Raw genomic sequence first — 20,677 nt, 5'->3', positions numbered from 1 at the left:
GGTGTGACCGTGGGGTTTGCTGGCCGCACATGAGCACCAGCCAGCACAGCCCGGCGCCGGGGTCGGGTCCCGTGGAGGACGCCGGCGGAGCCGCGCTGGTCGCGGCCATGGAGGCCGCTCCCGCCGCCATCTGGTGCCTGGCCGGCCCGGGCCTGGAGCCGGTGTGGGTCAACGCCCGCGCCCGCGCCCTCGGGACGGCGCGCGGGGACCTGCCGTCGGTCGACGGCCGCCACCTCACCGAGCTGGCCGACGTCGTCGCGCGCACCGGACGCCCGGAGACCGTCTGCGGTGTGCTGGGCTCCGACGGGCCGACGGCCACGGTGGTGCTGCAGCCGTTGCAGGTGGCCGGGCGGCCCGGGGTGCTGCTCCTCCTCGAGGCGGAGCGGGCCGGTGTCGAGCGGGGGACGGGGTCCGAGGCGCAGGCCCGCGTCGTCGAGCAGGTGCAGCACTCGCTGCTGCCGCCCGCCCTGCCGCTCCTGCCGGACGTGCGACTCTCCGGCAGCTACCACCGGGCGAGCTCGGTGCGGGCGGCCGGCGGCGACTGGTACGACGCCGTCCCGCTGGGGCGCGGCCGGCTGGCGCTGGTCGTCGGCGACGCCGTCGGCCACGGGGTGCCCGCCGCCGGGGCGATGAGCCGGCTGCGGGGTGCCATGCGGTCGGTCGCCCTGCGCGACCCGTCGCCGGTCGCCGTCGTCGCCGCGCTCGACGCCTTCGCCGGCCAGATGGAGGACGTCGAGGGCGCGTCGGTCTTCTACGCGGTCCTCGAGGCCGCCACCGGCCGGCTGACCTACGCCGCGGCCGGTCACCCCGCCCCGCTCGTCGTGCACCCCGACGGCAGCTCCTCGTTCCTCCCGCTGGCCCCGCGCCCGCCGCTGGGCAGCCTCCCCGGCGCACCGACGGTGGCCGCCACCGCCGAGCTGGAGCAGGGTGCGACCCTCGTGCTGTTCTCCGACGGGGCGGTCTCGGCCTCGGGTGCACCTCCGGTGGAGGGGCTGGCTCGGCTGGCCGACGCCGCCCGTGCGGTGCTGGCCGACCCGGGCCCCCTCGGCGGCGGCACGTCGTCGGGGCTGGCCGCGGCGATCGCCGCGCACCTGCTGACGCCCGGGGAGCAGGCCGACGACCTCGCCGTCCTCGTCGCGCACCGGTGCGCCGAGGGCACCGAGCCGCTGCACCTGGACCTGTCCGCCGTCCCCGCCTCGCTGCCGGCGGTGCGCCGCCGGCTCGGGGCCTGGCTGACCGCCCTGGGCATGGGCGAGCAGGACCGCGTCGGGGTGATGGTGGCGGCGGGGGAGGCCGCCGCCAACGCCGTCGAGCACGCCTACCGCGGTCTCGAGCCCGGCCGGGTGTCCGTGACCGCCACGGTCGACGTGGACGGGGTGCTCACCGTGACCGTGCGCGACGAGGGCCGGTGGCGGCCGCCGGACCGCGACCCCGGCGACCGGGGCCGCGGCCTGATGATCATGCGGCAGCTGGTGGACGGCGTGGTGCTCCAGGGGGAGCAGGGCACCACCGTCACCCTGAGCATGCGGCTGCGCCGCGGCCCCGACGAGGACGAGGAGCGCTCCGCGGGCGCCAGCGCGGCCGAGGTCGCCGTCGACCGGACCGGCGAGCGGCCGGTGGTGCGGGTCGCCGGCGCGGTGGACCCGGCGGGCGCCGAGCAGATGCGCATCCGGCTGCTGGAGGCCAGCCACGGCGGCACCGGCCGGGTCGAGCTGGACCTCACCGCGGTGACCCTGTTCAGCAGTGCGGCGGTGCGCGTCGTCCTCGCCGTGGCCCGGATCGCCGGCGACGAGGGCTGGGTGCTCCTGGTGCACGCGCCCGAGGGTGGAGTGACCCGGCACATCCTGGAGATCAGCGGGCTGGCGGGGCTGGTCGAGCTGCGCTGAGGGGGGAGGCCGCCGGGTCGACGGTTTGGACCCGTCCGGTCGTGCGCATCTTGATGGCGTGAGACTCCGCCGCAGTGACGTGCACGGCCCCGGGTGGCGACGCCGGCGCGCCGGTCGCGGGTTCGCCTACTACGACACCGACGGTTCGCTGATCAGGGACGAGCGGCTCGACCGCCTCCGCGCGCTGGCCATCCCGCCGGCGTGGAAGGACGTCTGGATCTGCCCGTGGCCCAACGGCCACATCCAGGCGACCGGTGTCGACGTCGCCGGACGCCGGCAGTACCGCTACCACGACGCGTGGCGGGCCAAGCGCGACGCCGAGAAGCACGAGCGGGTGCTGGAGATCGCCCGCCAGCTGCCCGACGTGCGCGACGCCGTCGTCGAGGCGATCCGCGGCCGGGGGCTGACCCGTGAGCGGGTCCTGGCCACCGCCGTCCGGCTGCTGGACCTCGGCGCCTTCCGCGTCGGCAGCGAGCAGTACGCCGAGGACAACGGCACCTACGGCCTGGCCACGCTGCGCCGCGACCACGTCCGGGTGCGCGGCGAGCGGGTGTTCTTCTCCTACACCGCCAAGGGCAGCATCGAGCGGGAGCTCGAGCTGACCGACAAGCCGACGGCGGACGTCGTCCGGGAGCTGCTCCAGCGGCCCGAGGACACCGGCGAGGACCTGCTCGGCTACTGGGTGGACGACCCGGCCGGCAACGGGCGGGTGTGGCACGACGTCACCAGCGCGGAGGTCAACGCCTACCTCAAGGAGATCAGCGGCGCGGAGATCACCGCCAAGGACTTCCGCACCTGGAGCGCCACGGTGCAGATGGCCGCCGAGCTCGCCGCGGCCGCGCGGCCGACGAGCCGCACGGCGCGCAAGCGGACGGTCAACGCCGCCTACAAGACGGTGTCCGAGCAGCTCGGCAACACCCCGGCCGTCTGCAAGGCCAGCTACGTCGACCCACGGGTGGTGGACCGCTTCGAGCACGGGGAGACCATCGCCGACGCACTGGCCGAGGCGCGGGGAGCCGAGGGGGACCGCGACGCGCAGCGCACGTTGGAGGCCGCCGTCTGCCGGCTCCTCGGCTAGGGGGCCCGGCACGGACGCGACGAGGCCCCGCCGGAGCGGGGCCTCGTCGTCGGTGCTGTGGCCACCTGCAGGGGTCCGCTGCCGGCCCCGTCCCGGCCCCGTCCGGAGGCTCGCGCCGAGCTTGCGAGGCGTGAGGGGACGGGGTCCTTCCACCGAGCCTGCGAGGGATGAGGAGGACGGGGTCCTCACACGGTGGGGGCAGGGGGTCCTTCTTCAGCGGGCGCTGCCGTCCACGATGGTGAACAGGTCGATCAGACCGGTGACCTCCAGCGGGCGGGTGACCGCACGGGTGGTGGCCACCAGCCGGAGGTCGACGTCGCGGGAGCGGGCCGACTTCTGCGTCTCCACCAGGACGGCCAGCCCGGCCGAACCGAGGAACTGGACCCCCGAGAGGTCGATGACCAGGCCCGTGGGCCGCTGCTCGAGCTGGGCGTCGAGCGACGACCGGAGCACCGGGGCGGTGAACGTGTCCACTTCACCGACGACCGTCACCGTGACCACGCCGTCCTCACCGGTGGAGGTCGAGAGCGTGATCACGTCGTCGAAGGGTGCCTCCGTGCCCTCGGTCGACACGTCGTACTGCCCCCCGGCAGGCAGGTCGGATGTGGTCACGGGCTGAGCTCCTCTCAACGGCAGTGCCCGGCGGCACGACCGCTCGGTGAATCTACCGCTGTGCGGACACCCGGCGTCGTGGCCCCGGACACGCACGTCGTCGTACGTGTCCGCGCCAGGTCTGCTCGCCCGGCGCGGCCGCGGCTGCCTGCTCAACCGCATTTACAACGTAGACAACCGAGATCGCGACCGCCAACCCGCCCCGGCGTGCACCACCGGCGGGTGACGCCGGGCGGGGTGGTTCGGCACGGTCCGGAGACGGCTCCTGGCCGCGGCGGGGAGGAGCGGGGCGGGGAGCCGTCCCCGACGAGCGGCCGGGTGGGCTCGGCCCGAGGACGGCCCCTGACCCGCTCAGTCGGTCAGGTGCACCGCCGCCTCCTCGGGACCCTCGCCGCCCGCCCGAGCCTCGAGGCTGGCCTCGACGTCGTCGGCGGTGCGGTCGGTGCCCGAGTCGGTGTTCGGGGTGGTGTCGTAGTCCTGCCCCAGCTGCCCGACCGGCTCGGCCGGGTCCTCGGCCGGGCGCACGTCGGGTTGCACGTCGGGCAGCTCGCGGTCGAGCCGGCCGCTGAGGGACTCGCCCTGTGACTGCTCGAAGGCGGTGGTGCCGAAGTCGACGCTGGCCCCGGGGTCGTCGCCCGGCAGGGGCGCGAACTGCGGGTCCTCCGCCCACATCATGGTGGGGGCGTCGTCCTGCGAGACCTCGGGGATCCCCTCGTCCTCGGGGAAGACGTCGCGGGCGGTCTGGCCCTCGGTGGGCTGCGTCATGGGTGTCTCCGTTCTGTGCGGGGTTCTGTGCGGGCCGGCCGGCGGGCGGCCGTGGACTGCTCCCTCGGCTACCCGCCGGCCCGGCGGCCATGCGTGGCACCGTCACCGCAGGTGCACCGACGGTGGCCGCATGGCCCCCGGGAAGCTGGGTAGCGCGGGTGCCATGGCTCTGGCAGACGAGGTGCAGCGGATCGGCGCGCCGGTCCGCCGGTGGATGCAGCACCAGAAGCGTGAGTACACGCGGGGGGAGCCGCGGCCCCTCGGCGGGGACCTCGGCGCGATGGGGGTGTACGTGAGCCTGGTCACAGCCGGGGCGGCGGCCGTGCACGCGTCGGGCAGGGAGCTCCCCGACCGGGTCCCGCTCGGGGACGCCGTGCTGCTGACCCTGGCCACCTTCCGGCTGGCCCGCCGGATCGCCAAGGACCCGGTGACCGCCCCCGTCCGGGCGCCGTTCACCGCCTTCCAGGGCCCCTCGGGGCACGCGGAGGTCGCCGAGGAGGTCCGCGAGCACGGCGGGGTCAAGCACGCGGTGGGGGAGCTGCTGACCTGCCCGTTCTGCCTGGCCCAGTGGGTGGGGACCGGCTTCGTGTTCGGCTACGTCACCGCGCCGAAGGCGACCCGCCTCGCCGCCCTGGCGATGGCCACGGTGGCCGGGTCCGACGTGCTGCAGTTCCTGTACGACGGGATCCAGAACGGCGCGTTCGGACTGCAGGCGACCGAAGGCGCAGAATGACCCCGTCGCGTCCCTCCCGCTGAGGGGTGCGGCGCGCGCCCGGGCCCCTCTTCCCCGTCCGGGCGTGTCCTCCCTACGGGGTGGGTCGGACGTCGGCCGTACGACCACCGGCCGCTGCCGTACCTATCCTGCGATCTTGACCGGTGGTCGGGTGGGTGCCCGGCCCGGGGAAGGGGCGGCATGCGGTCGGTCTGGCGCGGGGCGGTGTCCTTCGGCCTGGTCAGCATCGGCGTGAAGCTGTACGCGGCGACCGAGGACCACGACATCCGGTTCAACCAGGTGCACACCGCCGACGGCGGGCGGATCCGGTACCGGCGGGTCTGCTCGATCGACGGCGAGGAGGTCGAGTACGCCGAGATCGCCAAGGGCTACGAGCTGCCCGACGGCCAGTTGGTGGTCCTCACCGACGAGGACTTCGAGGACCTGCCGCTGGTCACCCGGCGGGAGATCGAGGTCCTGCAGTTCGTCGACGCCGACGAGATCGACCCGATCCACTTCGAGAAGACCTACTACCTCGAGCCGGACCCGGCGGCCACCCGTCCGTACGTGCTGCTGCGGGAGGCGCTGGAGAGCGCCGGCCGGGTCGCCATCACCAAGATCGCCGTCCGGCAGCGGGAGTCGCTGGCCGCGCTGCGGGTGCGTGACGGCGTCATGGTGCTGCACACCATGCGCTGGCCGGACGAGATCCGCCGGCCCGACTTCGCCTTCCTCGACGAGGACGTCGCCGTCCGGCCGCAGGAGCTGCAGATGGCCGAGGCGCTGATCGGGTCGATGACCGGCGGGTTCGACCCGTCGGAGTTCACCGACGGCTACCGTGCGGCCCTGGCCGCTCTCCTCGAGGCCAAGCAGAGCGGCGGGGAGGTGCATCCGCTGCCGCAGACCGCCGACTCCGGCGCCGCCGTCGTGGACCTGATGAGCGCCCTGCGCCGCAGCGTCGAGGCCGCCCGGGGGAGCGCCGCGGCCGAGGAGCCGCCCGTCCGCCGGGCACCGGCGGAGAAGCCCGCGCCGGCGAAGAAGCCCGCGCCGGCAGGAAAGGCAGCGCCGGCAGGGAAGGCAGCGCCGGCAGGGAAGGCAGCGCCGGTGGAGAAAGCGGGGGCGCGGCGGACGGCCGCGGTCGCCGACGAGAAGCCGGCCGCGAAGGCCCCCGCCCGCCGGACGGCTCGGAAAGCCACCGCTACCGAGCGGACGGCTGCCGCGACGAAGGCGACCGCCGACGGGCAGCCGGCCAAGCGCGCCCGCCGCACCGCCTGAGGTGCCGCCCATCCCGGGCGGCCGGGGGCGGGACCCGCTCACCCACCACCGCGCCCGACGCGGACCGACCCGCACCGCTGGACCGGTGCTGCCCGCCGACCGGCGCGGCCCGGTCCGCGGCGGCGACGCGGTCGTCGTCCACGGGGACGCCACCGCCCGCAGGCCCACGGAGAGGGTGCCCTGGTACCCGTGCCGCGGCGCGGTGTCCGTGGTGGAGGAGCGGTGAGCCGCCAGCGGGTGCGGGTGGACGGGCGGCAGCTGACCGTCTCCAACCTGGAGAAGGTCCTCTACCCGGGGATCTCCTTCACCAAGGCCCAGGTCATCGCCTACTACGTGCGGATCGCCCCGGTGCTGCTGCCGCACCTGTCCGGCCGGCCGGTGACCTTCACCCGCTGGCCCGACGGCGTGGAGGGCCCGGCGTTCTTCGAGAAGAACAGCGCCCGCCACGCGCCGGACTGGGTGCGCCGGGTCACCGTGCCCCGCCCCGGCAGCTCGCGCGGCCGGGAGACCCTCGACATGGTCCTCCTGGAGAGCGTCGCCGACCTGGCCTGGGCGGCCAACCTGGCCGCGCTGGAGTTGCACGTGCCCCAGTGGCGGGTGGGCAGCCGGCTGCAGCCGGCGCCGCCCGACCTGCTCGTGCTCGACCTGGACCCCGGTCCGGACGCCGGCATCCGCGAGTGCTGCCAGGTGGCCGCCCGGCTGCGCGAGCGGCTGCTCGACGACGGCCTCGACCCGGTGGTGAAGACGTCGGGGTCGAAGGGGGTGCAGGTGTACGCGCCGATCCGGGTGAGCGACCGCGAGCACCCCAGCCGGTACGCCAAGAGGCTGGCGCAGCAGCTCGCCGCCGAGACGCCCGACCGGGTGGTGTGGCGGATGGAGAAGGCGCTGCGGCCGGGCAAGGTGCTCGTCGACTGGAGCCAGAACAACCCGGCCAAGACGACGGTGGCGCCGTACTCGCTGCGCGCCCGGCCCGGCGCGACGGTGTCCACCCCGATCGGGTGGGACGAGGTCGAGGCGGTGCTGGACGGAGCCGACCCGGGCTCCCTGCGCTTTCGCACCGAGGAGGTCCTCGCCCGCGTCGAGGAGTACGGCGACCTGTTCGACGCCGCCGCGCCACGCGCCGTCCTGCCGCCGACGTGACGGGAGCTGCCCGGCACCGAGGCCTCCGGCCGTCCCGCTGTCCCGCCGTGGGTGTGTCGTTGTCTTGACTCAGTCAAGAGAACCGGGTTGGGTGGGCTCCGATGGAGACGACCTGGGAGGACCAGCTCCGGACGGCGGGACTGCGGGTCACGCGGCCCCGCCGGGCGGTGCTGCAGGTGCTCGCCGAGCGTCCGCACGCGGACGTCGACACGATCGTCACCGCCGCCCGCGTCCTGCACCCGTCGCTGTCGCCGCAGGCGGTCTACGGGGTGCTCGAGGCGCTCGTCGCCGGCGGGCTGGCCCGCCGGATCGAACCGGCGGGCGCACCCGCGCTCTTCGAGCTGCGGGTCGGTGACAACCACCACCACCTGGTCTGCCGTTCCTGCGGCGCGGTCGCCGACGTCGACTGCGCCGTGGGCGCGGCTGGCTGCCTGACGCCCTCGGACACGGCGGGCTTCGTCGTGGACGAGGCGGAGGTCGTCTTCTGGGGTCTGTGCCCGGCCTGCCGGGTACAGACGCCGCCGGAGACAGCCCGAGTGCCCGAGCACCACGATCGAGGAGGAGTACGAGCATGACCGACGTCGCATCGCAGGGCCCTGCCCCCAGCGAGGCGGGCCGTCCGGTCCTGACCAACCGTCAGGGCCACTCGGTCTACGACAACCAGAACCAGCGGACGGTGGGCGCGCGCGGCCCGGCGACCCTGGAGAACTACCAGTTCCTCGAGAAGATCAGCCACTTCGACCGGGAGCGGATCCCGGAGCGGGTGGTGCACGCCCGCGGTGTCACCGCCTACGGCTACTTCGAGGCCGACGGCACCGTAGGTGACGAGCCGATCAGCACGTACACCCGCGCCAAGATCTTCCAGGAGAAGGGCAAGCGGACCGACCTGGCCATCCGGTTCTCCACCGTCGCCGGCGGCCGGGACTCCTCCGAGGTCGCCCGCGACCCCCGCGGCTTCGCGGTGAAGTTCTACACCGAGGACGGCAACTGGGACCTCGTCGGCAACAACCTCGGCGTCTTCTTCATCCGCGACGCCATCAAGTTCCCCGACTTCATCCACTCCCAGAAGCCGGACCCGGTCACCTTCGAGGCCAGCGTCGCCGAGCGCGCCTTCGACTTCTTCAGCCAGACGCCCGAGTCGATGCACATGGTCACCCTGGTCTTCAGCCCGCGGGGCATCCCGGCCAGCTACCGGCACATGCAGGGCTTCGGCGTGAACACCTACAAGTGGGTCAACGACCAGGGTGAGACCGTCCTGGTCAAGTACCACTGGCTGCCCACGCAGGGCGTGAAGTCCTACACCGCGGCGGACGCCTCGGCGGTGCAGGCCCAGACCCTGGGCTCGCACACCAAGGACCTCCACGACTCGATCGAGCGCGGCGAGTACCCCCAGTGGGACCTGCACGTGCAGGTCATCAGCGACGACGAGCACCCGGAGCTGGACTTCGACCCGCTCGACGACACCAAGGTCTGGCCGGAGGAGGTCTTCCCGCTGCGCAAGGTCGGGACGATGACCCTCGACCGGATGCCGGAGAACTTCTTCGCCGAGAACGAGCAGATCGCCTTCGGCACCGGTGTGCTCGTCGACGGGCTGGACTTCTCCGACGACAAGATGCTGGTCGGCCGGACGTTCTCCTACTCCGACACCCAGCGCTACCGGGTCGGCCCGAACTACCTGCAGCTGCCGGTGAACTCGCCCAAGGCCCGGGTGGCCACCAACCAGCGCGACGGCCAGATGGCCTACGGCGTCGACCTCGGAGAGGGCCAGAACCCGCACGTCAACTACGAGCCGTCGATCCTGGGCGGCCTGCGGGAGGGCCAGTACCCGACCCACGACGAGCAGGGCCCGGTCATCACCGGCCGGCTGACCCGCAAGCGGATCCCGCGGACCAACGACTACGCGCAGGCCGGCGAGCGCTACCTGCTGTCGGAGCAGTGGGAGAAGGACGACCTGGTCACCAACCTGGTCGACGCGCTCAAGCAGTGCCGCCGCGAGATCCAGGAGCGGATGGTCTGGCACTTCTTCATGTGCGAGGACGAGTTCGGCCAGCGGGTCGGCGAGGGCCTGGGCATCACCGCGGACGACGTCCGCGGCCTGCCCCCGCTGCAGACGCAGACCCTCTCCGAGGAGGAGCAGCAGCGCGCCGCCAACCTCGGCAAGAACGGTCCGCGCGACGTGAGCGGCCACCAGATGACGCACTGCGTGCCCAACGAGCGGGTCGCCGCGGCGCAGAGCTGACGACCCAGCAGCACGGCCGGCGGGCCGCGACCGGGGACCCGGTCGCGGCCCGCCGGGCTCGGCTCACTCCCCGCCGCGGCGCTCCTGCTCGGCGAGGAACCGCTCGAACTCCGCGCCGATCTCCTCGCCGCTGGGCACCTCCCCGACGTCGCCGAGCAGGTCGCTGCCCTCGCGCACGGCGGTGAACTGGTCGTACTGCTGCTCCAGGGCGGCCACGACGGCGGCGTTCTCCGGCGAGCGGGCGATCTGCTCGTCGACCTCCGTGCGGTGGGCCTCGGCGGCCTCCTGCAGGGCCTGCGTCGGCAGGTGCAGCCCGGTCAGCCGGGACAGGTGCTCGACCAGCGTGAGCGACGCCGCCGGGAACGTCGCCTGCGCGAGGTAGTGCGGCACGTGCGCGGCCACGCCGAACGCGTCGACCCCGGCCTCGCCCATCCGCAGTTCCAGCAGCGCGGCGACGCTGCCGGGGATGCGCAGTTCCCCCCAGTAGACGGGGTAGTCCTCGATCAGCGTGCGCCGGGTTGCGTGCGCGGTCACGGTGACCGGCCGGGTGTGCGGTACCGGCATGGGGATCGCCTGCAGCGCCACCACGGAGGTGACGCCGAGCCGCTCCACCAGCCCGCCGACCGCGGCCACGAAGCGCTCCCAGGCGAAGTCCGGCTCGGCGCCGTGCAGCAGCAGGAACGGCTCCCCGGCGTCGTCCTCCACGGCGTGCAGCAGGATCTCCGGGGCGGTGAAGGACTCGTAGCGGTCGCCGTGGAAGGTCATCCGCGGCCGGTGCGCCCGGTAGTCGACCAGGCTGTCGACGTCGAACCGGGCGATCACCCGGTGCGGCAGGGCGGCCAGCAGGTGCGAGCCGGCCAGCGCCCCGGCGTGCGCGGCGTCGAACTCGCCGGCGAGGTCGTGCACGAGCACCAGTCCACGACGTCCGGCGGGCCCGGTGACCTGCGCCTCCCGGGCCAGGAACGGCTCGGCCTCGGGGAGGAGTTCGACGAGCTCCTCCGGTCGCTGCGCCACGGTGGTGCCTCCTCGCGGTACGGGTCTCCTCGGTGATCAGCTCCTGGCGCGGCGGTGGCATTCCCGGCCTCGCCCCGGGTGGGACGGCCGGTCAGGACTGCGGCCGGGGCGCATCGTCCGTGCGCTCCGTGTCGTCCGCGCGCTCCGCGCCGTCCTGCGCCTCGGAGCCGGGGGCCGGCGTCGGGACGCGCTCCCGGACGAGCGTGGCCCCCGCCTCGTCGCCGGTGACCTGCACCCGGGTGCCGTCGTCGTCGATCTCCGGATGCCGATCGTCGAGCTCGTCGCGGACGTACCGGTAGACGACGGCGATCAGGGCGGCCACGGGCACGCCGAGGAAGGCGCCGACGATGCCGAACAGGCTGCCCCCGGCGGTCACCGCGAGGATGACCACGGCGTTGTGCAGGTTCAGCCCGCGGCCCTGGATGATCGGCTGCAGGATGTTGCTCTCGAGCTGCTGCACGAGCAGGACGACACCCAGCACGATCAGCGCCGTCGTGAACCCGTTGAAGACCAGTGCGATGAGCACCGCCAGGGCGCCGGCGGTGACGGCGCCGATGATGGGGATGAAGGCAGCGAGGAAGGTGATGATGGAGAGGGGGAAGACCAGCGGGACGTCGAGGATCCACAGCCCCAGGCCGATGAAGAAGGCGTCGACGAACCCGACCAGGGCCTGCTGGCGGATGAACTCCGACAACATCTTCCACATCTTGTAGGACAGCGCCGTCACGTGCGGCGCCACCCGCTTGCCGGTCTGCGCGGCCAGCCACGGCAGAAAGCGGGGCCCGTCCTTGACGAAGAAGAAGGCCAGCACCAGCGCGAGGACGAGGTTGACCAGGAAACTCCCGATCGCCGTGGCGCCGGAGAGCGCGTAGCCGGCGATGGTCTGCGCGTTGTTCTGCACGGTGTCGATGACCGAGTTGACCGCCTGGCCGATCTGGTCCTGGCCGAGGTTGAGCGGCGGTCCGGTCGCCCAGTTCTGCAGGTCCTGCAGCGCGGCGACGACGCCGTCGGCCAGCGCGGGGGCTTGGTCGACGAACTGCGGGATGATCCACAGCATCACCCCCGCGATGACCGCCACGAAGCCGACCACCACCGTGAGCGCGGCCAGCGCCGGGGGGAACCGCAGCCGGCGGAGCAGCTTGGTGGGCGGCCAGAGCACGGTCGCGAACAGCATGCCCAGGACCACCGGGAGCACGATCACCCACAGCTGGCCGAGGACCCAGCCGATCAGCACCAGGGCGGCGGCGATGAGCAGCAGCTGGGCCGAGGCGGTCGCCCCCGCCCGGACGCCCTTGCGCAGCCGCGGCCCGCGCTCGGGAACGGGGGCCGGGGTGGCGGTGACGGCGGCGGTGGGCATGGCGGCGAAGTCCGGGGTGCGTCCGGTCTTCTCGGGGCGGTCGGGTTCCTCCGGGAGGCTGGTGGACGGGTCGTCCGACGCCGGGACGGCGCCGGACCCCGCCGATGCGGAGGAACGACCTGACGGGCGAGGCCTCATGCGCTCGGTCACCACACAGGGATGTCCGCTGCGCGCCGCTCGAAACGATCACGGCGGATCGACGTAGCGTCGGCGCATGCCGACGACCGCCTCCGCCGACCGCGTCGACCGGGCCGAGCCCGAGGAGCGTCCCCGTCCCCGGCGCGAGCGTCCCCGGCACGGGGCAGTCCCGCCCGAGGTCGTCGAGCGGCTCTGAGGCCCGCGCGGACCGGGCACGCGGATGCCGTTCGTGCTGGTCGTCGACGGGCGGGGCGGTCGTCGTGGCCCCGGCCGGGTCGACGACGTCCTGCGCCGGCTGGCCGACCGCGTCCCGTCGGTCGCTTCCTTCGCGTGGACGGCGCAGGACGAGCTGCAGGGCGTCCTGACCGACGCCGACGCCGTCGTGGACGTCGTCCTCGGCCTGGCGCGGGAGGACGCGGCGCGGGAGGGCCTGGCGCGGGAGGGCCTGGCGCGGGAGGGCACGGTGCGGGAGGCGGGCTGGAGCATCGGGGTGGGGGCCGGCGCGGTGCCGGACCCGCCCGAGGGCGCGCCGGCCGGCGCCGGGTCGGCGTTCCTCTGCGCCCGCCGTGCGCTCGACGCGGCCCGGCACCGCAGCACCCGGCTCGCCGTCCGCGGAGCCGTCCCGCCGGACGCCGCGGACGCCCAGGCGGTGCTGACCGCGCTGGCCGTCGTGGTGGCGCGTCGCAGCGGGCCGGCGTGGGAGGCGGTGGAGCTGGTCGGCGCGGGGCGCACCCAGGCCGGCGCCGCCGCGGCGCTGGGCATCTCCCGGCAGGCGGTCGGGCAGCGGCTGGCCGCCGGGCTGTGGGAGCTGGAGCGGGAGCTGCGGCCCACCGCCGCGCGCCTGCTCACCCGCGCGGCCGGGTGAGCGCGGCTGCTCCGCCCGGGCCGCCGTCGCGCGCGGTGATCACGGGACGGCGAGAATGGGCGTCGTCCGCCGTCGTCCGACCCCGGGAGGGCCTGTGCCCGAGCCGTCCGCACCAGGTGGGATCCGCAACGCCGAGCTGCTCGGCGTCTACACCAACGACCACCTGGCCTCCGCCACGGGCGGGATCGAGTTGGTCAGCCGGATGCTCGGCGAACACCGCGGCACGCCCTACGAGCGGCGGCTGGAGGAGCTGCTCGACGAGCTGCGCGAGGAGCGGACGGCGCTGTGCGGCACCATGGCGGCCCTGGGCCTGCCGGTGCGGCAGTACAAGCAGGCTGCCGTCTGGGTCGGCGAGAAGCTGTCGCGGGCCAAGCTCAACGGCCACCTGCTGACCCGCTCGCCGCTGTCGGACCTGGTCGAGGTCGAGTTCATCACCACCGCGGTGCTGGCCAAGCGGGCCGGGTTCGAGACGCTGCGCGCGCTGGCCGAGGTCGAGCCCCGCATCGACGGTGCGCTCTACGAGCGGCTGATCGCGCAGGCGGACGAGCAGCACCAGTGGCTGGCCGACGTCCGCCGCGAGGTCGCCGCCCGGGTCTTCGGCGGCCACCCCGGCCTGGCCGACGCCGCCGCGGACACCTGAGCCCGGTCGGCGGGCGGCGTCCCGGCGTGCCGGGTAGAACCGGGGCGTGTGCCACGACACCGACAGCCGCCCACCCGCCCCGCCGAGGAGCGGCGCCGTCGCCGAGCGCGGCACGCTGACCCTCACCTCCGCCGACGGGACCGACGTCGCCGCCGCCTGGGCCCTGCCCGAGGCCCCGGCCGGGGTGGGCGTGGTCGTGCTGCCCGACGTCCGCGGCCTGCACCCGTACTACGTGGCGCTGAGCGAGCGGTTCGCGCAGGCCGGCATCCCCGCCGTCGCGCTCGACTGGTTCGGTCGGACGGCGGAGCTGCCGGCGGGCGGGGCCCGCGACCGGGACTTCGACTGGCGGGCGCACGTCCCGCAGGTCACACCGGCCGGGGTGGACACCGACGTCGCCGCGGCGATCGGCCACCTGCGCGGACGCACCCGCCCGGACCTGCCGGTGGTGACCGTGGGCTTCTGCTTCGGCGGCAGCCACTCGTGGCGGCTGGCCGGCGGCGGCCTGGACCTGGCCGCCTGCGTCGGCTTCTACGGCAAGCCGGAGGTGGCCGGCGACGCCCCAGCCGTCCGCCCCACGCTCATGGTCATCGCCGGGGCGGACGCCGCGACACCCGTCGCCGAGCAGCTGGCGCTGGCCGAGCGGCTGCGCGCCGGGGGCGCCGAGGTGGAGACCGCCGTCTACGACGGCGCCCCGCACTCCTTCTTCGACCGCGCGTACGGCGACTGGGCTGCGGCCTGCGCCGACGTCTGGCGCCGGTTGCTGGCCCTCACCGACCGGGTCGCCCTCCGCTGACGGCGAGGTCGGTCATGGGGCGGGGTCCGCTGGAGGGTCCGGCCCGTCGACGCCCGCGAGGTCGAGCCGGCGCAGGACGTCGCGCGCCTGCACCGTGCGTTCGACGGTGGAGGGCAGCGTGTCGACGGCCGCGAGCAGGGCCCACAGGTAGGCCAGCGCCGCGAAGACGTCGCCCGGGCTGGGCGACCCGTCCCGGGTGAGCAGGACCAGGACCGCGACGGTCACGGCGACCGCGACGAGCTCGGTCGATCCCCAGGTGCGGGCCTCCGCGTCGGACAGGCGGACCCGCAGGTCGGCGACCCGGGTGAGGTGCGCGCCGAGCGCCCGTGGCCGGCGGCCGGCGATCACGTCGACCTCGTTCTCGGCCGCGTCGTTGAGCTCGGCGTCGATCCGCCCGGCACTGCGCGCGTAGCGCCAGTTGAGCACCCCGGCCACGGCGAGCAGGAGCACTGCCAGCCCGGCGGCGCGGGCCTCGTACACGCTGAGCAGGGCCAGCGAAGCGAGTGCGCCCACGACGGTGGTGAGCAGCCCGGGGACGTCGAACTCGAGGAAGTCGACCAGTTCCCGGGCCAGCGCGGCACGTCCGGCCAGCGTCGCGGTGGGGACGCCCCGGCCGCCCTGGGCCGCCACGAACTCGGTGACCGCCTCGGCGTACAGGCGGGTGAACAGCCGGGTGTCGTGGCGCTGGCGCACCACCCCGACCACCGTGTGGGCCAGCCACACCCCGACCAGGAGGAGGACCGCCGGTGGCCGGCCGTCGAGCAGCCCGTCGACGGCGATGCCCGTGGCCAGCGGGTAGAGCGTCTCGAAGCCCAGTTCCACCAGGGTGACGCCGTAGGTCAGCGCGATGCCCCGCTGCCGGCGGCGCACGACCGGTGGCCGGCGGCTGCGCCGCGGGACCCGGCCGGGCGATCGGGACGTCCTCGAGGTCATGGCCGGAGCCTGCGGCACGATCCGCCCTCCTGGGGCCGTCCGGCGCCCCGACCCCGCGCCGGCCACCTCCTAGGCTCGGCGGCGTGAGCGAGGAGCACAGCGGCGGCATCGACCCGGACGTCGTCGAACTGGCCGGGCGGGTGTTCGACCTGGCGCGCGGCGGCGCCACCGAGGAGCTGGCCGCCTACGTCGACGCCGGGGTGCCGGCCAACCTGACCAACCACAAGGGCGACACGCTGCTCATCCTGGCCGCCTACCACGGCCACCCGGACACCGTCGCGGCCCTGCTGGCCCGCGGCGCGGACCCCGGCCGGGTCAACGACCGCGGGCAGACGGCGCTGGCCGCCGCCGTCTTCAGGCAGTCCGAACCGACCGTCCGCTCCCTGCTCGCCGCGGGCGCCGACCCCGACGCCGGCGGGCCCACCGCCCGGGAGACGGCGGCGTTCTTCGACCTGCCGGCGATGACCGCGCTGCTGGACGGTGCGCGTCCGTGAAGCCGGCGGCCGGGCGTGCCAGGCTGCTGGCCTGGTACCGCGGTGCCGCCCGGGGGAGAGCGGAGTGCAGATGCCCGTCACCGACGACGACACCTCCGGTGGGCGCACGCCCGGCCGGGGCCGTGCCGCGGGCTGAGCCGGCGGGGCGGGGACGATGGTCGCGCAACCGGGTCTGCCGGACGCCGGAGCCGACGTGCCGGCCGCCGGCGCGACCGGACCGACCCCGGGCGCCGGCGCCACCGGGCTGACCGCGGCCGACGTCACGCAGGTGCAGGCCGCCGTCGTGCGGTCCCCGGAGGCCGTGCCGTCATCCGGGCCCGGGCAGGCGTCGACGGCACCGGTCGAGGAGACGGTGGGCCCGTCGACCGCCGGTCTGCCGCGCTGGCTGGTGCTGCTGGTCGGCGGGGCGACCGCGACCATCGCCATCGCCGGGGTCCGGTCGATCGCCTGGCTGGTCGGGCCGCTGCTGCTCGCCCTCGTCGTGGTCATCGCCCTCATGCCGGTGCAGCGCTTCCTGCAGCGGCACGGGTGGCCGCGGTGGGCCGGCGCCGCCGTGCTGCTCGTGCTCGTCTGGAGCGTCCTGCTGAGCTTCGTCGCCCTGCTGGTGGTCTCCATCGCCCAGTTCGCGGCGCTGCTGCCGCGCTACTCCGCCTCGGCCGAGGCGCTCCTCGCCTCGGTGGTCGACGACCTCAACGACCGCGGCATCGTCTCCGGTCAGCTCTCCGACCTCGTCGCCCGGCTGGACTACGGCCAGCTGGTGGGGGTGGCCACCGGCCTGCTGGCCCGGGTGAGCGACGCGGCTACCACGCTGGTGCTGCTGCTGTCGGCGCTGGTCTTCCTCGCCATCGAGTCCGGCGGGTTCGGCCGGCGGCTGGCGCTGGTCGCCGTCGACCGCCCGCACCTGCCGATCGCCCTGGGCCTGTTCGCCCGCGGCACCCGCAGCTACCTGTGGGTCAGCACGGTCTTCGGGGGGATCGTCGCGGTCGGCGACGCCATCGCGCTGGCGGTGATCGGCATCCCGCTGCCGGTGCTGTGGGGGCTGCTGGCGTTCATCACCAACTACGTGCCCAACCTCGGGTTCGTCCTCGGGCTGGTGCCGCCGGCGATCCTCGGGCTGCTCGACGGCGGGTGGACCGAGTTCTGGGTCGTCGTCGCCGTCTACGCGCTGCTCAACTTCGTGATCCAGACCCTGATCCAGCCCCGTTTCGTCGGCGACTCGGTGGGGTTGTCGATGACGGTCACCTTCGTCGCGCTGCTGTTCTGGGGCTGGGTGCTCGGCGCTCTCGGGGCGCTGCTGGCCATCCCGCTCACCCTGCTGCTCAAGGCGATGCTGGTCGACGTCGACCCGCGCGGGCACTGGCTGGACGCGCTGCTGCGCGAGGAACCGCGAGCACCCCGAACGAGCCGCGCCCGGCAGCGGGCGCACGCCCGCCGGGCGGCGATCGCCTCGGTGCGCGCACTGCACGTCCCGCGACCGCACCGGCGCCCTCCGGAGAGCTGAAACTGCAGGTCAGCACGGAATGTCGTACCCCCGGAGGACGTTGACACCACGTCGGGCACACCGCCCGGCGGTACGTCTACGGAGGTGGACATGAAGGGCGACCGTGTCGAGGTCGTGATCGACGCCGGTGGCAGCACGCGCACGTACGAGATCGAGGCCACCCGGGCCGGCCGGCGGGTGGACGTCAGCCACGGCCGCGGGCTGGTCGAGGTCACCGAGAGCACCCGAGGTGGGACGCCGGTCCGCACCGCCCGGTTCATGGCCGGCCGCGTCCTGGCCCTGGTGGAGCACCCGGCTCCCCGGCCGGGGCTGGACGACGACGCCGAGGTGACCCCCCTGCGCCAGTCCGCCTGAACAAGGACCCCCTGCCCCCCACCGCTCGCAGGCTCGCGGCGGGACCCTGCAGGGGGCCGAACTCGGGGCCGCCGAGGGAGCGGCCACGCCGATGACGGGGCAAGAGCTGGTCGTCATGGTGGGGATCCAGGGCAGCGGCAAGTCGACCTGGGTGCGCGAGCACCTGGCTGGCACGCACGCGGTGGTCAGCAAGGACCACTGGCGGGGCGCCCGCCGCCGCGAGGACCGGCAGCGGCGGGTGGTCGCCGAGCTGCTGGCTGCGGGGCGCAGCGTGGTCGTCGACAACACCAACCCCACGCCCGCCGACCGTGCGCCACTGGTCGCCGCGGCCCGGGCGGCCTGCGTCGGCGTCCGCGCGGTCTGGCTGGACACGCCCGTGGCGAGCTGCGTCGCCCGCAACGAGGCGCGGCAGGGGCGGGCACGCGTGCCCCTGGTGGGGCTGTACGGCACCGCTGGGCGGTTCGTCCCCCCGTCGGTGGGGGAGGGGTTCGGCCGGGTCGACGTGGTCGCACCCGGCTGACCCGGCACGCCGAGGGAGGTCGGCCGACGCCGTGCGGTAGACACGTCCCGCCGTCGTCCCTCGATCCTGTCGGAGGTCCGCCCGTGCTGGCCAGCATCGGTTACGCCGCCGCCTACACCGGGGTCGGCATCGCGCTGCTGACCCTCGGCTTCGTCGTCCTCGACCTGCTCACCCCCGGCCGCCTGGGTCGGCACATCCACGAACAGCGGTCGGTCAACGTCGGGATCGTGCTCGCGGCGGCGTTCCTCGGCCAGGGCCTGGTCATCTTCGCCGCCATCTGGACCAACGCCACCAGCGGCTTCGGGCATGCCCTGCTGTACACGGTGGTGTTCGGCGTGCTGGGCGTGGTCCTGCAGGCGGTCGCGTTCCTCGTGCTCGACCTGCTCACCCCGGGCCGGCTGGGCAGCCACGTCACCGAGGTGGGGTTCCACCCGGCCAGCCTGGTGCTCGCCGCGGCGCAGCTGTCCGTGGCCGCGGTCGTCGTCGCCAGCATCTGGCCGTGAGACACCGCCGGCACCCGGCCCCGACCTCGCCGTCCTCCCGATGTGGCACCCCGCCGGCGACCCGCCGGGCTACCGGTGAGTAGGTCGGGCGGTGCCCGGCCGTACCGTGTCCTGCAGCGCACCGGACGGCGCAGACACGAAGGGATCTCTTGATGAGCGAGTCGAACAGCACCGGCGCCCGCGTGGCCATCGTCACCGGCGCCGCGCGCGGCATCGGCGCGGCCACCGCCCTGCGGCTGGCGCGGGACGGGTTCGCCGTGGGCGTGCTCGACCTGGAGGAGTCGGCCGGCAAGGACACCGTGCAGGCGATCGAGGCCGCCGGCGGCCAGGCGATCGCCGTGGGCGCCGACGTCAGCGACGCCGAGCAGGTCGAGGCCGCGGTCGCCCGCGTCGTCGCCGAGCTGGGCCCGCCCACCGTGCTGGTCAACAACGCCGGCGTCACCCGCGACAACATGCTGTTCAAGATGACCGAGGCCGACTGGGACACGGTCGTGGACGTGCACCTGCGCGGCGCCTTCCTCATGGCCCGGGCGGTGCAGAAGCACATGATCGAGGCCGGGTGGGGCCGCATCGTCAGCCTGTCGAGCACCTCGGCGCTGGGCAACCGCGGACAGGCCAACTACGCGACGGCCAAGGCCGGCCTGCAGGGCTTCACCAAGACCCTGGCCATCGAGCTGGGCAAGTTCGGCATCACGGCCAACGCGGTCGCGCCCGGGTTCATCCAGACCGAGATGACCAAGGCGACCGCCGAGCGCATCGGCATCTCCTTCGAGGACTTCATCGCCGCGGCGTCCAAGGAGATCCCGGTCCAGCGGGTCGGGCAGCCCGAGGACATCGCGCACCTGGTGTCGTTCTTCGTCAGCGAGGGCGCCGGCTTCGTCAACGGGCAGGTCGTCTACGCCGCCGGAGGCCCGAAGGCCTGAAGAAGGACCCCCTGCCCCCGGCCACCCTGCAGGGAGAAGGACCCCCTCCTCCCCACCCCTCGCTCCGCTCGGGGCGGTGCCCGGGAGGGGGCCTGGCGCGAGCCTGCGAGCAGTGGGGGGCAGGGTGGCCCTTCTACCCGCAGGGGGCCGCCCGTCCTGCTCGCCCTTCGCAGGCTGAGGGCGGGGCGCGAGACGGGGCCGTCGCACGGATCCCGGCCGGGAGCGATCCCGGCCGGGCCCCGTCGCGTCCCGGCACCCCGTCCGCGGACGAGCACCGGGCATGGCAGAGCGTGCGGCAGCGTTGCACGGGCTGTGACACGTACTGCCCTCCGCCTGGCCCTCCTCGGTGACTCCCTCGCCCACGGCTCCGGTGCCGCCCGGCCGCAGGACGCCCTGGGACCCCGGCTGGCCGCGGCGCTGGAGGAGGCCGGGTACGCCGTCGACCTGCACGTCCTCGCCGTCCCCGGTGCGGTGTCCGCCGGGCTGGCCGCGCAGGTCCGCCGGGCCGCACCGCTCGAGGCCGACCTCGCCGTCGTCCTGGTCGGCGCCAACGACCTCACCCGGCTGGTGCCGCCCGCGCAGGCGGCCGCCGCGCTGGCTGCGGCCCTGCACCAGCTGCACGCGGCCGGCACCGACGTGGTCGTCGTCCCCGCGCCCGACATGTCGATGGTGCCGTGGGTGCCGCCGGCCCTCCGGCCCCTGGTGCAGTCCGCCTCCGCGCTGTTGCAGCGGGAGCAGGCCGCGGTCGCCCGCGCCGCCGGGGCGATGGTGGCGGAGGTGTCCGACGCCGTCGCCGTGACCTTCGGCGCCGACCCGGCGCTGTTCTCCGCCGACCGCTTCCACCCCTCGTCGGCCGGCTACGCGCACATCGCGCAGGCGCTGGTCCCGTTCGTCGTCGCCGCCGCCCACGCTCGCCGGGACGCCGCCGCCGCCTGACA

23 protein-coding genes are annotated in these 20,677 nt (G+C 74.9%); 18 read left to right on the top strand and 5 right to left on the bottom strand.

Annotated elements, in window-relative coordinates:
* The first annotated feature begins 29 nt into the window (after positions 1-29).
* Positions 30-1,886 carry a SpoIIE family protein phosphatase gene (locus DQ238_RS02925; protein ID WP_113779800.1) on the top strand — a complete coding sequence of 619 codons (1,857 nt, stop codon included), beginning with the start codon at positions 30-32 and terminating at the stop codon, positions 1,884-1,886.
* Positions 1,887-1,944: 58 nt separating this feature from the next.
* Positions 1,945-2,964: a DNA topoisomerase IB gene (locus DQ238_RS02920; protein WP_233495660.1), complete on the top strand. Its 1,020-nt coding sequence runs from the start codon at positions 1,945-1,947 to the stop codon at positions 2,962-2,964.
* 213 nt (positions 2,965-3,177) lie between these two features.
* On the opposite strand, the gene DQ238_RS02915 is transcribed toward DQ238_RS02920, so the two are convergent.
* Together DQ238_RS02915 and DQ238_RS02910 are read right to left on the bottom strand one after the other, a co-directional pair.
* Positions 3,178-3,576, bottom strand: coding sequence for an STAS domain-containing protein (locus DQ238_RS02915; RefSeq protein WP_113779798.1), 399 nt, complete (start codon positions 3,574-3,576; stop codon positions 3,178-3,180).
* Positions 3,577-3,927: 351 nt separating this feature from the next.
* The gene (locus DQ238_RS02910) at positions 3,928-4,341 is read right to left on the bottom strand and encodes a hypothetical protein (RefSeq protein ID WP_113779797.1); all 414 of its coding nucleotides are present in this window, start codon (positions 4,339-4,341) and stop codon (positions 3,928-3,930) included.
* A gap of 163 nt (positions 4,342-4,504) precedes the next feature.
* Here DQ238_RS02910 and DQ238_RS02905 point away from each other — a divergent pair, with 163 nt between their 5' ends.
* From DQ238_RS02905 to DQ238_RS02880, 6 genes are all read left to right on the top strand, one after another.
* Positions 4,505-5,074 (top strand): DUF1360 domain-containing protein, encoded by a 570-nt coding sequence (locus DQ238_RS02905; protein ID WP_113779909.1) that lies wholly within the window; start codon positions 4,505-4,507, stop codon positions 5,072-5,074.
* Positions 5,075-5,254: 180 nt separating this feature from the next.
* The gene (locus tag DQ238_RS02900; protein ID WP_113779796.1) at positions 5,255-6,325 is read left to right on the top strand and encodes a Ku protein; all 1,071 of its coding nucleotides are present in this window, start codon (positions 5,255-5,257) and stop codon (positions 6,323-6,325) included.
* A gap of 85 nt (positions 6,326-6,410) precedes the next feature.
* The gene (locus tag DQ238_RS22660) at positions 6,411-6,551 is read left to right on the top strand and encodes a hypothetical protein (protein WP_158550698.1); all 141 of its coding nucleotides are present in this window, start codon (positions 6,411-6,413) and stop codon (positions 6,549-6,551) included.
* Complete coding sequence (ligD, locus tag DQ238_RS02890; RefSeq protein ID WP_113779794.1) at positions 6,548-7,465, top strand: non-homologous end-joining DNA ligase; 918 nt, start codon at positions 6,548-6,550, stop codon at positions 7,463-7,465. Before DQ238_RS22660 ends, ligD begins: the two co-directional genes overlap by 4 nt.
* Positions 7,466-7,566: 101 nt before the next feature.
* Positions 7,567-8,040, top strand: a complete 474-nt coding sequence (locus DQ238_RS02885) for a Fur family transcriptional regulator (RefSeq protein WP_113779793.1) — start codon at positions 7,567-7,569, stop codon at positions 8,038-8,040.
* Positions 8,037-9,704, top strand: a complete 1,668-nt coding sequence (locus DQ238_RS02880) for a catalase (protein ID WP_113779792.1) — start codon at positions 8,037-8,039, stop codon at positions 9,702-9,704. Before DQ238_RS02885 ends, DQ238_RS02880 begins: the two co-directional genes overlap by 4 nt.
* 63 nt (positions 9,705-9,767) lie before the next feature.
* Here DQ238_RS02880 and DQ238_RS02875 read toward each other — a convergent pair whose 3' ends face one another.
* Both DQ238_RS02875 and DQ238_RS02870 read right to left on the bottom strand, forming a co-directional pair.
* Positions 9,768-10,718 (bottom strand): proteasome assembly chaperone family protein, encoded by a 951-nt coding sequence (locus DQ238_RS02875; RefSeq protein ID WP_113779791.1) that lies wholly within the window; start codon positions 10,716-10,718, stop codon positions 9,768-9,770.
* 91 nt (positions 10,719-10,809) lie between these two features.
* On the bottom strand, positions 10,810-12,075 hold the full coding sequence (locus DQ238_RS02870) for an AI-2E family transporter (protein ID WP_305037551.1): 1,266 nt from the start codon (positions 12,073-12,075) through the stop codon (positions 10,810-10,812).
* 358 nt (positions 12,076-12,433) lie between these two features.
* Here DQ238_RS02870 and DQ238_RS02865 point away from each other — a divergent pair, with 358 nt between their 5' ends.
* The 3 genes from DQ238_RS02865 (at position 12,434) to DQ238_RS02855 (ending at position 14,511) form a co-directional block, all read left to right on the top strand.
* Positions 12,434-13,078, top strand: coding sequence for a hypothetical protein (locus tag DQ238_RS02865; RefSeq protein WP_113779790.1), 645 nt, complete (start codon positions 12,434-12,436; stop codon positions 13,076-13,078).
* A gap of 94 nt (positions 13,079-13,172) precedes the next feature.
* Positions 13,173-13,718, top strand: coding sequence for a hypothetical protein (locus DQ238_RS02860; RefSeq protein WP_113779789.1), 546 nt, complete (start codon positions 13,173-13,175; stop codon positions 13,716-13,718).
* 46 nt (positions 13,719-13,764) lie between these two features.
* Positions 13,765-14,511 carry a dienelactone hydrolase family protein gene (locus tag DQ238_RS02855; RefSeq protein ID WP_113779788.1) on the top strand — a complete coding sequence of 249 codons (747 nt, stop codon included), beginning with the start codon at positions 13,765-13,767 and terminating at the stop codon, positions 14,509-14,511.
* Positions 14,512-14,523: 12 nt separating this feature from the next.
* Here DQ238_RS02855 and DQ238_RS02850 read toward each other — a convergent pair whose 3' ends face one another.
* The gene (locus DQ238_RS02850; protein WP_113779787.1) at positions 14,524-15,444 is read right to left on the bottom strand and encodes an ABC transporter six-transmembrane domain-containing protein; all 921 of its coding nucleotides are present in this window, start codon (positions 15,442-15,444) and stop codon (positions 14,524-14,526) included.
* Between the two features lie 83 nt (positions 15,445-15,527).
* Here DQ238_RS02850 and DQ238_RS02845 point away from each other — a divergent pair, with 83 nt between their 5' ends.
* From DQ238_RS02845 to DQ238_RS02815, 7 genes are all read left to right on the top strand, one after another.
* On the top strand, positions 15,528-15,938 hold the full coding sequence (locus DQ238_RS02845; RefSeq protein WP_113779786.1) for an ankyrin repeat domain-containing protein: 411 nt from the start codon (positions 15,528-15,530) through the stop codon (positions 15,936-15,938).
* A 154-nt stretch (positions 15,939-16,092) separates the two neighbouring features.
* The gene (locus DQ238_RS02840; protein ID WP_113779785.1) at positions 16,093-17,439 is read left to right on the top strand and encodes an AI-2E family transporter; all 1,347 of its coding nucleotides are present in this window, start codon (positions 16,093-16,095) and stop codon (positions 17,437-17,439) included.
* Positions 17,440-17,529: 90 nt separating this feature from the next.
* Positions 17,530-17,793, top strand: coding sequence for a hypothetical protein (locus DQ238_RS02835; protein WP_113779784.1), 264 nt, complete (start codon positions 17,530-17,532; stop codon positions 17,791-17,793).
* 91 nt (positions 17,794-17,884) lie between these two features.
* Positions 17,885-18,313 carry an ATP-binding protein gene (locus DQ238_RS02830; RefSeq protein ID WP_233495659.1) on the top strand — a complete coding sequence of 143 codons (429 nt, stop codon included), beginning with the start codon at positions 17,885-17,887 and terminating at the stop codon, positions 18,311-18,313.
* Between the two features lie 83 nt (positions 18,314-18,396).
* The gene (locus tag DQ238_RS02825; protein ID WP_113779783.1) at positions 18,397-18,816 is read left to right on the top strand and encodes a DUF350 domain-containing protein; all 420 of its coding nucleotides are present in this window, start codon (positions 18,397-18,399) and stop codon (positions 18,814-18,816) included.
* Between the two features lie 152 nt (positions 18,817-18,968).
* Complete coding sequence (gene fabG / locus DQ238_RS02820; RefSeq protein ID WP_113779782.1) at positions 18,969-19,739, top strand: 3-oxoacyl-ACP reductase FabG; 771 nt, start codon at positions 18,969-18,971, stop codon at positions 19,737-19,739.
* Positions 19,740-20,051: 312 nt separating this feature from the next.
* Complete coding sequence (locus DQ238_RS02815) at positions 20,052-20,675, top strand: SGNH/GDSL hydrolase family protein (RefSeq protein WP_113779781.1); 624 nt, start codon at positions 20,052-20,054, stop codon at positions 20,673-20,675.
* Positions 20,676-20,677: the final 2 nt, after the last annotated feature.

Source organism: Geodermatophilus sp. TF02-6, assembly GCF_003319115.1.
GTDB lineage: Bacteria > Actinomycetota > Actinomycetes > Mycobacteriales > Geodermatophilaceae > Geodermatophilus.
The sequence above is the reverse complement of the archived record's forward strand: the minus strand, read 5'-3'. Positions and strand labels throughout refer to the sequence as shown.